12 protein-coding genes are annotated in these 14,747 nt (G+C 65.3%); 6 read left to right on the top strand and 6 right to left on the bottom strand.

All coding sequences use genetic code 11. The annotated features are described in order from the left end of the window. Nucleotides 1–56: 56 nt before the first annotated feature. Entirely contained in the window at nt 57–1,253 is a 1,197-nt protein-coding gene (gene metC / locus D4Q52_RS19895) for a cystathionine beta-lyase (RefSeq protein WP_119858309.1), read from the bottom strand. Nucleotides 1,254–1,584: 331 nt separating this feature from the next. Between metC and D4Q52_RS19900 the strand changes: the two genes are divergently transcribed. The 4 genes from D4Q52_RS19900 to D4Q52_RS19915 are packed head-to-tail and all read left to right on the top strand — an operon-like array spanning nt 1,585 to nt 6,095. Beyond that, a complete protein-coding gene (locus D4Q52_RS19900) occupies nt 1,585–2,598 on the top strand; it encodes an amino acid ABC transporter substrate-binding protein (protein WP_119858310.1) in 1,014 nt (337 codons plus the stop codon). 14 nt (nt 2,599–2,612) lie between these two features. Further along, complete coding sequence (locus D4Q52_RS19905) at nt 2,613–3,818, top strand: amino acid ABC transporter permease (RefSeq protein WP_119858311.1); 1,206 nt, start codon at nt 2,613–2,615, stop codon at nt 3,816–3,818. Next, a complete protein-coding gene (locus D4Q52_RS19910; protein ID WP_119858312.1) occupies nt 3,815–5,341 on the top strand; it encodes an amino acid ABC transporter permease in 1,527 nt (508 codons plus the stop codon). Before D4Q52_RS19905 ends, D4Q52_RS19910 begins: the two co-directional genes overlap by 4 nt. Before the next feature lie 13 nt (nt 5,342–5,354). Next, nucleotides 5,355–6,095: an amino acid ABC transporter ATP-binding protein gene (locus D4Q52_RS19915; RefSeq protein ID WP_119858313.1), complete on the top strand. Its 741-nt coding sequence runs from the start codon at nt 5,355–5,357 to the stop codon at nt 6,093–6,095. A 27-nt stretch (nt 6,096–6,122) separates the two neighbouring features. Here D4Q52_RS19915 and D4Q52_RS19920 read toward each other — a convergent pair whose 3' ends face one another. The 5 genes from D4Q52_RS19920 to D4Q52_RS19940 all read right to left on the bottom strand — a co-directional run bounded on the left by D4Q52_RS19920 (nt 6,123) and on the right by D4Q52_RS19940 (nt 11,493). Beyond that, on the bottom strand, nt 6,123–6,401 hold the full coding sequence (locus D4Q52_RS19920) for a hypothetical protein (RefSeq protein ID WP_119858314.1): 279 nt from the start codon (nt 6,399–6,401) through the stop codon (nt 6,123–6,125). A gap of 501 nt (nt 6,402–6,902) precedes the next feature. Beyond that, entirely contained in the window at nt 6,903–7,940 is a 1,038-nt protein-coding gene (locus D4Q52_RS19925) for a cysteine synthase A (protein ID WP_119858315.1), read from the bottom strand. Between the two features lie 116 nt (nt 7,941–8,056). Next, complete coding sequence (locus tag D4Q52_RS19930) at nt 8,057–9,286, bottom strand: SAM-dependent methyltransferase (RefSeq protein ID WP_119858316.1); 1,230 nt, start codon at nt 9,284–9,286, stop codon at nt 8,057–8,059. A 54-nt stretch (nt 9,287–9,340) separates the two neighbouring features. Continuing rightward, nucleotides 9,341–10,177 (bottom strand): DUF1365 domain-containing protein, encoded by an 837-nt coding sequence (locus D4Q52_RS19935; RefSeq protein ID WP_119858317.1) that lies wholly within the window; start codon nt 10,175–10,177, stop codon nt 9,341–9,343. Between the two features lie 2 nt (nt 10,178–10,179). Then, nucleotides 10,180–11,493: an NAD(P)/FAD-dependent oxidoreductase gene (locus tag D4Q52_RS19940; RefSeq protein WP_119858318.1), complete on the bottom strand. Its 1,314-nt coding sequence runs from the start codon at nt 11,491–11,493 to the stop codon at nt 10,180–10,182. Between the two features lie 409 nt (nt 11,494–11,902). On the opposite strand from D4Q52_RS19940, the gene D4Q52_RS19945 reads away from it, so the two are divergent. Both D4Q52_RS19945 and D4Q52_RS19950 read left to right on the top strand, forming a co-directional pair. Continuing rightward, on the top strand, nt 11,903–13,351 hold the full coding sequence (locus tag D4Q52_RS19945) for an efflux transporter outer membrane subunit (protein ID WP_119858319.1): 1,449 nt from the start codon (nt 11,903–11,905) through the stop codon (nt 13,349–13,351). Then, entirely contained in the window at nt 13,341–14,741 is a 1,401-nt protein-coding gene (locus D4Q52_RS19950) for an efflux RND transporter periplasmic adaptor subunit (RefSeq protein ID WP_119858320.1), read from the top strand. The genes D4Q52_RS19945 and D4Q52_RS19950 overlap by 11 nt, the downstream gene beginning before the upstream one ends. Nucleotides 14,742–14,747 lie beyond the last annotated feature (6 nt).

Raw genomic sequence — 14,747 nt, forward strand, 5'->3', positions numbered from 1 at the left:
GCCGTGCACCGAGCTCCCGGATTGCTTCGCTGCGCTTGCAATGACGGAGAGGGCGATTACCGCGCCGCGTTGAACGCTGCGAAGCCGCGGTCCAGGTCGGCCTTGAGGTCGTCGGTGCTCTCGAGCCCGATGTGCAGCCGCAGGGTCGGGCCGCCGGGATTCCAGGAGGTGGCGCTGCGGTAGGTGGCGCAGTCGAACGGGATTACCAGGCTCTCGAAGCCGCCCCAGGAGTAGCCCATGCCGAACAGCTTGACGGTGTCGAGCAGCGCATCGACCGCCTTCTGCGGCGCCGGCTGCAGCACGATCGAGAACAGGCCGGACGCGCCGGTGAAGTCGCGCTTCCAGATCGCATGACCCGGATCGCTCTCCAGCGCCGGATGCAGCACGCGCAGCACTTCGGGACGTTGCGCCAGCCAGTGCGCCATCTCCAGGCCGGACTGCTGGTGCTGGGCGAGCCGGACGGCGAGCGTGCGCAGGCCGCGCAGCGCCAGAAATACATCGTCCGGACCGGCGCAGACGCCGAGTTGGCGGATGCCCTCGGCGATCCTCGGCCACGTCTTGGCGTTCGCCGCGATGGTGCCGAACATGATGTCGGAATGACCGCCGATATATTTGGTGCCGGCCTGGATCGAGATGTCGACGCCTTGCTCGAGCGAACGGTGATACAGCGGCGTCGCCCAGGTATTGTCGTCGATCACCAGCACGCCACGTGCCTGCGCCACGTCGGCGATCGTAGGAATGTCGGTCATCTCGAATGATTGCGAGCCCGGCGCCTCGACCATCACGGCGGCGGTGTTCGGCTGGAACAGGTTCTCGACGGCCGCGCCGATCAGCGGATCGAAATAGGTTGTCTCGATGCCGAACCGCTTCAGTGTCTGTTCGCAGAACAGCCGCGTCGGCCGATAGGCATTGTCGCACACCAAAAGATGATCGCCGGCCTTCAGCACCGAGAGCAGGGTGGTCGAGATCGCCGACACGCCCGACGGCGTCAGGCCGACGCCGGCGCATTGCGGACCTTCCAGCGCCATCAACGCCTGCTGAAGCGCTTTGGTGGTCGGCGTGCCGTGACGGCCGTACGAAAACTCGCCGCGATGCGCGTGCAGATCGTCCGCGGTCGGATACAGCACCGTCGAACCCCGCACCACCGGCGGATTGACGAAGCCCTTCTGCGCTCTGGTGTCGCGCCCCGAGGTGACCAGCAGGGTTTGCGGGCTGAGCGGCGAGGTGGTCTCGCCGTGATCGGAAGAATCCATAACGGGCTCGCTGATAAGGGGGCGCGGCCGAATCTGCGCAAGATCGGCGCTGCGGTTGCCGGACGATATGTCTAATAGCAGGCTTGGGAAGATTGCCGTCAACCCCTTGACCCGGCGCGCAACTCGTTCTGTGATGCAACCCACGCTGACTGGACGCCGTGCGGAGGGACTCGCGCCGATGTCGACCCGGGGTTCGTCCCGAACGGAGCCGCAGCGATGGTCCAGCGGACGTGAAGCGCCGATCCAACGGCTGCTCCGCCGCAGGACACAACCAGCCAACATCCCAGCATTGCCGACAGACGCGGCAGGTCACCCTTCGAAAGGCTCTTCCATGAAACGCGTATCCCTTGTCGCCGCCGCCTTCGCCGCCTGCATCGCGGCGCAGAGCGCGGATGCGCAGACCCTCAAGACCGTGAAGGATCGCGGTTTGTTGTCCTGCGGCGTCAGCCAGGGGCTGCCGGGATTCTCGTCGCCCGACGACAAGGGCAACTGGACCGGGCTCGACGTCGACGTCTGCCGCGCCGTCGCGGCGGCGATTTTCGATGATCCCAGCAAGGTGAAATTCGTGCCGCTGTCGGCCAAGGATCGCTTCACCGCTTTGCAGTCGGGCGAAATCGACGTTCTGTCGCGCAACACCACCTGGACGCTGTCGCGCGACACGTCGCTCGGCGTCAATTTCGTCGGGGTGACCTACTATGACGGCCAGGGATTCCTGGTGAAGAAGGCGCTGAAGGTCAATTCGGCGCTGGAGCTGAACAGCGCCTCGATCTGTGTGCAGACCGGCACTACCAACGAGCAGAACGTTGCCGACTACTTCAAGGGCAACAACATGAAGTACGAGGTGATCGCCTTCGCCAATGCCGACGAGGCGATCAAGGCCTATGAGTCCGGGCGCTGCGATGTGTTCACCTCCGACGTTTCGCAGCTCTATGCGATGCGGCTGAAGCTGACGACGCCGCCCGACCATGTCGTGCTGCCGGAAGTGATCTCCAAGGAGCCGCTCGGCCCGCTGGTCCGCCACGGCGACGATCAGTGGTTCGACATCGTCAAATGGACGCTGTTTGCGATGATCAACGCGGAGGAACTCGGCATCACTCAGGCCAACGTCGCCGAGCAGGCCAAGTCCGACAAGCCGGAACTGAAGCGGGTGTTCGGCACCGACGGCAATCTCGGGGAACAGCTCGGCCTGACCAAGGACTGGGTCGCCCGCATCGTCAAGGCCACCGGCAATTACGGTGAGTCCTTCGAGCGCAATGTCGGCACCGGCTCCAAGCTGGAGATCGCTCGCGGCCTGAACAAGCCGTGGAATAAGGGTGGCATCATGTACGCGCCGCCGATCCGCTGACGCGCGGCTCAGCCGTGGCGATCGAGCCTCGACGGCCGCCGGCGCAGTTCGGCACCAAGCTGCGCCACGCGCTCGGCGGACGATCCGGCTGGAAAGGTCTGCTCGCGCAGGTCCTGTTCGTCGCGGCGCTGTGCTGGATCGGCTATGCGATCGTCGACAACGCGCGCGACAACCTCGCCAACCAGCGGATCGCCTCCGGCTTCGGCTTCATGTCGCAGACCGCGGGTTTCGGCGTCAGCCAGACGCTGATCCCGTATTCGGAGTCCGACAGCTATACGCGGGTGTTTCTGGTCGGGCTCGCCAATACGCTGCTGGTCTCGGTGGTGGGCATTGTGTTCGCCACCCTGCTGGGTTTCATGGTGGCGCTCGGCCGCCTGTCGCCGAACTGGCTGATCTCACGCATCGCGGGCGGCTATGTGGAACTGATCCGCAACCTGCCGCTGCTGTTCCAGATCCTGTTCTGGTACCTCGCCGTTCTCGGCGCGTTGCCCGGACCGCGCCAGAGCGTTTCAGTGCTGGACAGCGTATTCCTGTCCAACCGCGGCATTGTGGTGCCGCGACCGGTTGGGGAAGCCGGTCTCGACGGCTTTCTGATCGCGTTGCTGATCGGCGTCGTGGTGGCGATCGTGCTGCCGATCTACGCGCGCCGCCGGCTGTTTGCGACCGGCAAGCCGATGACGGTGTGGCCGTGGATCGTCGGCGCGCTGATCGGCCTGCCGCTGGTCGCGATGCTGATCTTCGGCCGGCCGTTCGGCTTCGAGATGCCGGTGCTGAAAGGCTTCAACTTCGCCGGCGGCTCGCGGCTGGCGCCGGAATTCGTCGCGCTGACGCTGGCGCTGTCGACCTACACGGCGGCGTTCATCGCCGAGATCGTCCGCGCGGGCATCCTGTCGGTGCACAAGGGGCAGATGGAGGCAGGCGCCTCGTTGGGTCTATCGCGCGGCGCGACGCTGCGGCTGATCGTGATCCCCCAAGCCATGCGTGTGATCCTGCCGCCGCTGACCAACCAGTATCTCAACCTCACCAAGAACTCGTCGCTCGCGGTAGCGATCGGCTATCCGGATCTGTTCTCGGTGTTCGCCGGCACCACGCTGAGTCAGACCGGGCAGGCGATCGAGGTGATCGCCATCACCATGAGCGTGTATCTGGCGATCTCGCTGATCACCAGCGGGCTGATGAGCCTGTATGGCTGGCGCATCAACCGGAGCATGGGCGCATGAGCGAGCTCGGATCGGTGACGCCGGCCTTTGTCCGCGACCAGGAGGTGCAGGCGCGGCCGGCGCCGGTGCGGACCACCGGCGTCGTCGCGCTGATGCGCGCGCGGCTGTTCAACTCGCCGACCAACATCATCCTGACGCTGCTCGGCGTGCTGCTGCTGTATCTCATCGTCGTGCCGCTGGTGAGATTCCTGCTGGTCGACGCGGTGTGGACCGGCAGCAGCCGCACCGACTGCCTCGCCGAGACGCTGCAGCGCGATGTCGGCGCCTGCTGGCCGTTCGTGCAGGCGAAGTTCTCGCAGTTCGTCTACGGCTTCTATCCGCAGCCGGAGCGCTGGCGCGTCGACCTGACGTTCGCGATCGCCGCGCTGCTGCTGCCGCCGCTGCTGATCCCGCGCGCGCCGGCCAAGACGCTGAACGCCGGGCTGTTCTTTATCGCATTCCCCGTGGTCGCGTTCTTCTTGCTGCACGGCGGCGGCATCAACGGCTTCGCCGTGACCTGGATCACCGATCTGCTGTCCGGGCTGATCGGCAGCCTCAGTGAGGCCGGCAGCAAACTCGCAAGCGGCGGTGCATTCGCGATGATCATCGGCAAGCCGGTGCTCGGCCTCGCGACGGCGCTGACCTGGCTGATCGCGCCGCTGGTCTGGCTGCGTGACTGGATCGCCGCGACTGGCCAACCGGTGTGGACGGATCTCGGGCTGACGGCGCTCATCGCCGTCGCGCTGGTGGTCGCGCTGAGCGGTGGGCTGCGGAACGGCGCGCGACCGTTGATCGTCGTGCTCGGGTTGTTTGTCGGGATCGCCGTGGTGATCGCGCTGCTGCGGCTCGATCGCGGCGGACTGCCGGTCGTCGGCACGCGGCAATGGGGCGGCTTGCTGATCACGCTCGTCGTCTCGGTGACCGGCATCGTCGGCTCGATGCCGATCGGCATCGCGCTGGCGCTGGGCCGGCGCTCGTCGATTCCGCTGATCCGCGTGTTCTGCGTCGCCTTCATCGAGTTCTGGCGCGGCGTGCCGCTGATTACGGTGCTGTTCTTTGCCACCTACATGCTGCCGCTGTTCCTGCCCGGCAACTTCACCGTCGACGGGCTGGTGCGGGTGCTGATCGGCATCGCGCTGTTCGCCGGCGCCTACAATGCCGAGGTCATCCGGGGCGGCCTCAACGCGATCCCGCGCGGGCAGGCGGAAGCCGCCAGCGCGCTGGGCCTGTCGTATTGGAAGACAACCGGGCTGATCGTGCTGCCGCAGGCGCTGCGCCACGTCATTCCGGGCCTCGTCAACATTCCGGGCCTCGTCAACAGCTTCATCGCGCTGTTCAAGGATACTTCGCTGGTGTCGATCGTCGCGCTGTTCGATCTCCTGGGCCAGCTCCGCGCCGCCTTCGCCGATCCGAACTGGTCGACGCCGACCACGCTGTTCACCGGCTTCGCCTTCACCGGGCTGATCTACTTCGTGTTCTGCTTCGGCATGTCGCGCTACTCGCTGTTCGTCGAGCACCGGCTCAATGCCCATCGGCGCACCTGACAGAGGACCTTTCATGGCCGAGAAACCGATCGTCTCGATCGCGGGGCTGAACAAGTGGTACGGCGAGTTCCACGTGCTGCGTGACATCAGCCTCGACGTCGGCCGCGGCGAGCGCATCGTGATCTGCGGCCCGTCGGGCTCGGGAAAATCGACGCTGATCCGCTGCATCAACGCGCTCGAGGAGTTTCAGGAAGGCGAGATCGTGGTCGACGGCATCGATCTCGGCCCCAGCCTGAAGCACGTCGACGACATTCGCCGCGAAGTCGGCATGGTGTTTCAGAGCTTCAATCTGTTTCCGCATCTCACGGTGCTGGAGAACTGCACGCTGGCGCCGATCTGGGTGCGCAACATCCCGAAGAAGGACGCCGAAGCCACCGCGATGAAGTATCTCGAGCGGGTCAGGATTCCCGACAAGGCGGACAAGTATCCCGGCCAAATTTCCGGCGGCCAGCAGCAGCGCGTCGCGATCGCGCGGGCGCTGTCGATGAACCCGAAGGTGATGCTGTTCGACGAGCCGACCTCGGCGCTCGATCCGGAGATGGTCAAGGAGGTGCTCGACACCATGGTCGACCTCGCGGAGGAGGGCATGACCATGCTGGTCGTCACCCACGAAATGGGTTTTGCCCGCGAAGTCGCCAACCGCGTGGTGTTCATGGACGCCGGCCAGATCATCGAGGCCAACGAGCCGGAAGCGTTCTTCGCCCATCCGCAGCATGCGCGGACCAAGCTGTTTTTGAGCCAGATCTTGCGCTGAGGCGGGACCGCGCGGTGCCGCGGCGGTTCAAATCGTGCTGGACGCGGACGAGTAGCGCTTCATGCGTCGGCTGTCGTTTGCCGGGAACTGGCCGAAAACGCCTCTGACGCGATCAGCCGGCGTCACGTCATGGGGGAAGCCGCGCTCCAGTCGCATGCTTCGGGAGCCGGCGCGCGGCGCGTACGAGGCGCTGTTGTAGATGGCGTCATTGAACCGCGGCGGGCCTTCGCCATAGATCGCGTCGATGATCACCAGCAGCGCCAGCAGCGCTGGGCCGACGCAAACGAAGTACCTGAAGACGGGCATGACGCGTTCCTTGTTGAACCAAGCTAACGTCGTCAGGCATGAAGGCCGCGTTGATGCCGTCGCGGGTCTTTGAAATGCGGTTCCTGCTTAGTTAATCGGATTTCGAGAATGCGTTGGTCGGCGGCAACGACCGTTGAGCGAAAGCTGCGCTCGACCGAGAGCGCCGTAGCCCGGATGGAGCGGAGCGAAATCCGGGACGATGCCCGCGGACGTTCACACGTCAGCTACCCATTCGTTCCGCTCGCCCTCGATTGCGCTTCGCTTCATCGAGGCTACGACGGGCTCACACCGCCGCGAACGGCACGCTGATTGCGCTCTTCGTCTCCATCCATTCCGGCACCGGTAGGTTCTTGCTGCGCATGAAATCCGGGTTGAACAGCGCCGTAGCCCGGATGGAGCGAAGCGAAATCCGGGACGATGTCCGCGGACGTTCACACGTCAGCGACCCATTCGCTCCGCTCGCCCTCGATTGCGCTTCGCTTCATCGAGGCTACGACGGGCTCACACCGCCGCGAACGGCAGGCTGATCGTGCTCTTGGTCTCCATCCATTCCGGCACCGGCAGGTTCTTGCTGCGCATGAAATCCGGGTTGAACAGTTTTGACTGATAGCGGCTGCCGTAGTCGCACAGGATGGTCACGATGGTATGGCCGGGGCCGAGGTCCTTGGCGAGGCGGACGGCGCCGGCGATGTTGATGCCGCTACTGCCGCCGAGGCAGAGGCCTTCGTGTTCGAGCAGGTCGTAGACGATCGCGACCGCTTCCTCGTCGGGGATCTGGTAGGCATCGTCGACGATCGCGCCGTCGAGATTTGCGGTGACGCGGCCCTGGCCGATGCCCTCGGTGATCGAGCTGCCTTCCGACTTCAGGGCGCCGTGCTTGTAGTAGTTGTACAGCGCCGAGCCCATCGGGTCGGCCAGCACGGCGCGGATCCGCGGATCGAACTGCTTGAGGCCGATCGAGACGCCGGCGAGCGTGCCGCCGGAGCCCACCGCGGCGACGAAGCCGTCGATCTTGCCGTCGGTCTGCTGCCAGATTTCCGGCGCCGTGGTGGCGATATGGGCCTGACGGTTGGCGACATTGTCGAACTGATTGGCCCAGATCGCGCCGTTCGGCTCGGTCTTGGCGAGTTGCTCGGCGAGCCGGCCCGACAGTTTCACGTAGTTGTTCGGATTGGCGTAGGGCACGGCCGGCACTTCGATCAGCTCGGCTCCGCACAGCCGCAACATGTCCTTCTTTTCCTGGCTCTGCGTGTTCGGAATCACGATCACGGTACGGAAACCGAGCGCGTTGGCGACCAGCGCCAGCCCGATGCCGGTATTGCCCGCAGTGCCTTCAACCACCACACCGCCGGGGCGCAGCGCGCCGCGCGCCACCGCATCCTTGATGATGAACAGCGCCGCGCGGTCCTTGACCGACTGGCCGGGGTTCATGAATTCGGCCTTGCCGAGAATGGTGCAGCCGGTCTGCTCCGACGCGCGCTTCAGCTTGATGAGGGGGGTATTGCCGATCGCGTCGACGACGTCGTTCTTGATGATCATGGTGTCCGAAAGCGTGAGGGCGGTTGCGGACACTCAACCTAAGAGAGGTGGCGGCGCGGGACAAGGCAGCCTGCCGCATCGCCGTGCAGTCGGAGCGCAGCGTGGTGAACGCGCGATCAGTTCGCTTTTGCGAACACCACCTGACGGACGTCGATGTTTCCCGACAGGAAGCCGGCCTCGCAATACGCGAGGTAGTATTCCCACAGCCGGCGGAAGCGATCGTCGAAGCCTTGCGAGGTCAGGTTCGGCCAGGCGGCACGAAAATTGTCTCTCCAGGTCGCGAGCGTCTTGGCATAATCTTCTCCAAAAATACGCTCGCGGATGACAGGGACGCCGAATTTTTCGCCGAGCGATTTGAGGATTTCGGGCGACGGCAGCATGCCGCCGGGGAACACGTAGCGCTGAATGAAATCGACCTCGCGGCGATAGGCGTCGAAGAAGCGGTCCTGGATGGTAATGGCCTGGATGCCGACAAGGCCGCCGGGCAGCAGTCGGTCGCGCAGTTGTGAGAAATATTTCGGCCAGAACTGCTCGCCAACGGCCTCGATCATCTCGATCGAGGCGATGCGGTCGTATTGACCCCGTTCGTCGCGATAGTCCTGCAGCTTGATTTCGACCTTGTCGGCAAGGCCGGCGCGCTGCATCCGCTCCTGGGCGAAGTCACGCTGTTCCTTGCTGATCGTCAGCCCGACCACGCGGGCGTCGAAATTCTTGGCGGCGTATTCGGCGAAGCCGCCCCAGCCGCAGCCGATTTCGAGCACGGTCTGGCCGGGCCGCAGGTCGATCGCTTCCGCCAGCCGCTGATATTTGTTGATCTGGGCGGCCGTGAGGTCGTGGGTGTGATCCTCGAACAGCGCCGACGAATAGGTCATGCTCGGATCGAGCCAGGCCGAATAGAACGCGTTGCCGATATCGTAATGCGCGTAGATGTTCTTGCGCGCCTGCCGCTTGGTGTTGCGGTTGAACCAGTGCCGGACCATCTGGACGAACCGCATCAGCGGGTTGTCGCCGAGCATGGCCTGGATCAGTTCGTGGTTGACGCAGAACAGATACAGGAACTGCGTCAGATCCGGCGTGTCCCAGTCTCCGTTGAGATAGGCCTCGGCGATGCCGATGTCGCCGCCGTTGATCAGCCGGGTGGCGAACGCATAATTGTGCAGACGCATTTCCGCCGCCGGCCCCGGCTCGGCGCCGCCCATGCGGAAGCGGCGGCCGTCGGGCAAGGTGACGTCGAGCGTGCCGCGACGCAGCCGCGCGCCGAAGGCCAGCGCCATTCGCACCACGCGGGGCAAGCCCACGAGCTCGGCGTCAACGTTGTCGGGGGTCAGTATCACCAGCTCGCGCATTGCAGTTCCATCCCAGGGCCCAGGCCGCACGGATGGAAGCGCCGGGCTCACGACTTATGGAGTATAAGCATCGCGAGCGCGGCCTGCAAAGCCGGTTGAGGGCGGCGAAGCGGGACGTGGCACCAAACGCGCGCCCTTGATCCAAAGCCGCAAGGCTTCCCAATGGATCGCCGCCATCACCTTCAGCGTCATCAGCGGGAGGGACGCGAAGGCGCTCAGCAGCGACGCCGTCGACAGCGGCCGGCGGCGGCCGCTGAAGGTGGCGGCGAGCAGAGGGCCGGCGGCGTCGGTCTCGAGAATGCGCAGCTTCACCGTGTCGCCCGGCGGGCTGATGCGGAAGTGATAGCGCATCGCCATCTCGATGAAGGGCGAGACGTAGAACAGCTTGTCCTGCGCCTGCCGTAGCCCTGCGGCTGAGAGCTCGCCGGGACGGACGGGCAGCACGTACGAGTGGATGTCCCCAAAGGTGTTGCGGACCTCGTACACCACCAGCGCCAGCTGGCCGCTTGACGCATAGGCAAAATACACCGACAGCGGATTGAAAGTGTAGCCGAGCAGCCGCGGGTAGGTCAGCAGCAGCACGCGGCCGCCGGTGAGGTCGACATCCTGCGCGCTGGCGCAGCGATCGACATAGGCGCGCAGCGACGAGCCGTCGCGATCGCCATGATCCTTCTCGTCAAAGCTGTACAGCGCGCGGCGATTGACGCCGAACAGTGGACTCATTTTGTCCGCCTCGGCGAGACGGTCGAGGTCGATGAGCAGCGACATCACCCGGTAGGTGAAGCGATGCCCCATCGGCTTCAGCCGCGCATGCATCACGTCGCCGACATACAACGCAGCCGCCGGTTCGCCGGGCGTCACTGCGGTCGTGTCGGCGCCGGGTGTCGTCATGCTTATTCCGCCGCCTGGCTGAACTCGGTGGGCGGCCCGCGCCACGGCACCGGAGCGCCGAGATTCTCGGCGACGGCGAGGCCGGAGCGCAGCCCGTCCTCGTGGAAGCCGTAGCCGGTCCAGGCGCCGCAGAACCAGGTGCGGCGCTGGCCCTGGATCTCGCCGATCCGGCGCTGCGCCGCGAACGCCTTGGCGGTGTATTGCGGATGGTCGCAGTCGTAACGGCCGAAGGTCAAGGCCGGGTCCGGCGCGAACGGCGGGTTGAGGCTGACGAACAGCGGCTTGTCCGGGTCGATGCCCTGCAGCCGGTTCATCCAATAAGTGACTGCAACGTCATTGACCGGCGAGTCCGTGCGCTGCCAGCGCAGAAAATTCCACGACGCCCAGGCGTTTTTGCGCTTGGGCATCAGCCGCGGATCGCGGTGCAGATAGACGAGGTTGGGGGCGTAGTCGATACTGCCGAGTATTTCGCGCTCATCTTCGCTGGGGTCGCTCAGCATGGCCAGCGCCTGGTTGCTGTGCGCGCCGATCACGACGTGGTCGTAGACGTCGGTATGGCCGAGGCTGTCGCGGACGATCACCCCCTTCGCAGTACGCTCGATCCCGGTGACGGCGGCGCCGAGCCGCAGCTGGTCGCCGAAAGCCTGGGTCAGCTTCTCGACGTAGCGGGCGCTGCCGCCTTTCACCGTGCGCCAGATCGGGCGTTCATAGTGCAGCAGGCGATGGTTGTTGAAGAAGGCGACGAAATTCTCGGCCGGGAAATCCAGGATCTCGTGCGCCGGCGCCGACCAGATCGCAGCGCCCATCGGCGCCAGATAGTCGGTCAGTAACCGCGGCGCGTATTTACGGCTGCGGAAATACTCGCCGAGCGACAGACCGGCGAGGGCGCCCGACTTGAAATCAGCGACGCTCTGCTCATTGAAGACCAGGATGTGCCGCAGCATCTTCAGATAAGACGGCGACAGCAGGTTGCGCCGCTGGGCGAACAGGCCGCGTGCGGTTTCCAGCCAGTTCGAGCCGCCGCCCTTCCATTCGAATCGCCCGCCGTCGGCCGACATCGCAAAGCTCATGCAGCTTTCCACTGTTTCGACGCCGAGATGGGTGAACAGCGCGGTGAGCTCGGGATAGTTGAGCTGGTTGTAAACAATGAAGCCGATGTCGACCGGGATCGCAGTGCCGCCGTAATCGACCGTGACGGTGTGGCTGTGGCCTCCGGGCCGCAGTTCGCGCTCATAGACCGTCACCGGGTATCGCGATGACAATGCCCATGCAGCGGCATTGCCGGCGATTCCCGTTCCCACAACTGCGACGCGCATTCCCAGGCCCCCTTAGCCCACCACTGGTTCCCGAGCTACGACGGGCCTTCGCTGGAGTTTCAGCACTGTTGCGCCGAACAACGCTTGCGGGCAGGGCCGAATTACAGCGGCAACGATCGGATGAAATCTTTGTAAGCTTTGCTGCATCTCTGTAGAACGTCAAGTTAGGGAAATCCCCGTCAAATAAGGCGATCTCGTCTGTGCCGAGCCGCGAACGGCGATCGGCAGGAATATTCTGTCACCCGACGGCCCTGTGCGGCGAATGATTGGGCAGCTACAATACGTATGGACTTGAGAAAGCATTTTCGGTGAGTGGTTTGCGAGTGGCTGGCAGGAAGCAATATTTGCCGCTGATCCCGGCGCGAGGTGCGTGGCGATACGCCGCGCCCGGGGACGGGTCGCGCCCTGTATGAGCCCAGCGCTGCGCACCTTCGGCCTTCCCCTGCGGTTACTGGCGGCGTCGGCGCTCGCCGTCTCGGCGGGCGGCTGCATCCTGACCAAGGATCTGCCGGACCCGGCGCTCGACGTGCCGGTCCGCTACAAAGCCGCCGCCACAACCGCTTCAGAGCGGCTGCCGGCGCTCGATTGGTGGCGCGGCTTCCGCTCGGCCGAGCTGACGCAGCTGATGGAAGAAGCCCAGACCGTTAATCTCGACATTGCCGCGGCGACTGCTCGTATCCTGCAGGCCGATGCCCAGGCGCGCATCACCGGCGCGGCGCTACTGCCCTCGATCACCGCCAACAGCAGCGGGTCTCAGAACAAGACTTCGGGCAGCAACATCCAGAACACCACCATCGCCGGGCGGCGTTATTCGACCTATTCGGCGTCGCTGAGCGCCAGTTACGAGATCGACTTCTGGGGGAAGAATCACGACGCAGCACTTGCTGCCGAAGAAACCGCGACCGCGAATCGATTCGACCGCGACACCGTCGCGCTGACCACGATGGCCAGCGTCGCCAACGCGTATTTCCAGGTGCTGGCGTCGCAGGACCGCATTCGCACCGCGCAGCAGAACATCGCCAGCGCCGAGCGCATCCTCGGGGCGATCCAACAGCGGCTGGCGGCCGGGACCGGCAGCGATCTCGACGTTGCCCAGCAGGAGAGCGTGCTGGCCAACCAGCGCGCCGCGGTGCCGCCGCTGCGGGTGACGTTGGCGCAGAACATGAACACCTTGGCGACGCTGGTGGCGCGTCCGCCGGAAAGCGCCAAGATCGTCGGCGGATCGCTGAACCGGCTCGGCTCGCCGCGCGTGACGCCTGGGCTGCCGTCGGATCTGCTCACGCAGCGGCCGGACATCCGCCGCCAGGAGGCGCAACTCGCGGCCGCGACCGCCAATGTCGGCAGCGCGCGGGCGCAGTTTTTTCCCAGCATTCAGCTCACCGGGCAGGGCGGGTATCAGAGCGCCGTGCTGGCCTCGCTTTTCACGCCGCAGGCGACGTTCTCCAGCCTCGCCGCAGGCCTGACCCAGCCGATCTTCGACGGCGGCCGCATCCAGGGCAATTTCGACCTCACCAAAGCGCAGCAGGATGAATTGCTGCAGACCTATCGCAAGACCGTGGTGTCGGCCTTCGCGGATGTCGACAACGCGCTGGAATCGATCAAGCAGAACACCGAGCGGCTGCGGCTGCAGCGCATTGCGGTGGCCTCGTCGCGTCGCGCGTTCAATCTCGCCGAGCAGCAACTACGCGCCGGCACAGCCGATATCGTCACTGTTCTCAACACGCAACTGACACTATTTACCGCTGAGGATACGCTGATCCAGACGCAGCTCGCGCGCTATCTGGCGATCGTCAGCCTGTTTCAGGCACTCGGGGGCGGCTGGGAGCCGAGGATGGAAAGACCGGTCAATGCTCTTTAAGCCGGACACGAACGACGCGTCCGGCATGGACACCGGCGTCAAACCAAAGGTGGGGTCGCGGATGCGGCGACGGCTGGTGTCGCTGCTGGTGACCGCGATCATTCTCGGCGGACTGGGCTACATCGCCTGGAACGCCTTCCAGACCAAGCCGCCCGCGGCGACCGGCCGCGGCGGCCCGCGTCCCGACATGGCGGTGCCGGTGCTGGCGGCGGTGCCGAAGGTGCAGGACGTGCCGGTGTATCTTGACGGCGTCGGTTCGGTGCGGGCGCTCAATACGGTCACGGTGCGCGCGCAGGTCGACGGCAAGCTGATCGCCGTAAACTTCACCGAAGGCCAGGACGTCAAGGCCGGCGACGTGCTGGCTGAGATTGACCCGGTAATTTATCAAGCGGCGTATGATCAGGCGGTCGCCAAAAAGGCGCAGGACGAGGCGCAACTCGCCAACGCCCGCATCGACCTGACGCGCTATCAGCAGCTCGCCGCCTCCAACGCCGGCTCCAAGCAGCAGGCCGACACCCAGAAGGCGACCGTGGCACAGCTCGAGGCGCAGGTGCGCTCCGATCAGGCGGCGATCGACAACGCCGCAGCAACGCTGAGCTACACCAAGGTGGTGGCGCCGATTTCCGGCCGCGCCGGCCTGCGCCAGGTCGATAAGGGCAACATCATCAAGGCAGCCGACACCACCGGAATCGTGGTGTTGACGCAGCTGCAGCCGATCGCTGTATGGTTCAGCCTGCCGCAGCAGCAGATCGTCCGCGTCAACGCCGCCGCGGCGCAAGGCGCGCTGCCGGTGGACGTGTTCGGCAATGACGGCGTCACCGTCGTCGATACCGGCACATTGAAGGGAATCGACAACCAGGTGGACCAGACCACCGGCACCGTGAAGTTGAAGGCTGAATTCCCCAACGCCAAGTATCAGCTGTGGCCGGGGCAGTTCGTCAACGTCCGTCTCAAGGTCGAGACGCTGAACCAGGCCGTGGTGGTTCCGACGGCGGCAGTGCAGCGCGGCCCCGCCGGTACCTTCAGCTACGTCATCGATCAGGAAAATGTGGTGCACGCGCGGCCCATCAAGGTGACGCAGCAGAACGAGACCGAGGCGGTGATCGCCACCGGATTGACTCCGGCCGACCGCGTCGTCACCACCGGCTTCGCCAATCTGGCGGAGGGAGCCAAGGTCGCGATCGGCGACGCCAGCCAGGTGCCGGGCGTCGATCTCGCGCCGCAGAAGCGGCGGCGTGGCCCGAGCGCCGAAGGCCAGAAGCAGAGCGATAATGCCGGCGAGCAAGGCAAGCGCCGCCGCGGCGAGGGCGGTGGAGCCAGCCAGGGTGCAGGCAACCAAGGCGCCGCCCCGGCCGGCAATGAGTCGTCGGGGTCGGCGAAGGCGCCGTGAGCGCCC

This window comes from Rhodopseudomonas palustris, from assembly GCF_003591005.1.
GTDB classification, from domain to species: Bacteria; Pseudomonadota; Alphaproteobacteria; order Rhizobiales; family Xanthobacteraceae; genus Rhodopseudomonas; species Rhodopseudomonas palustris_K.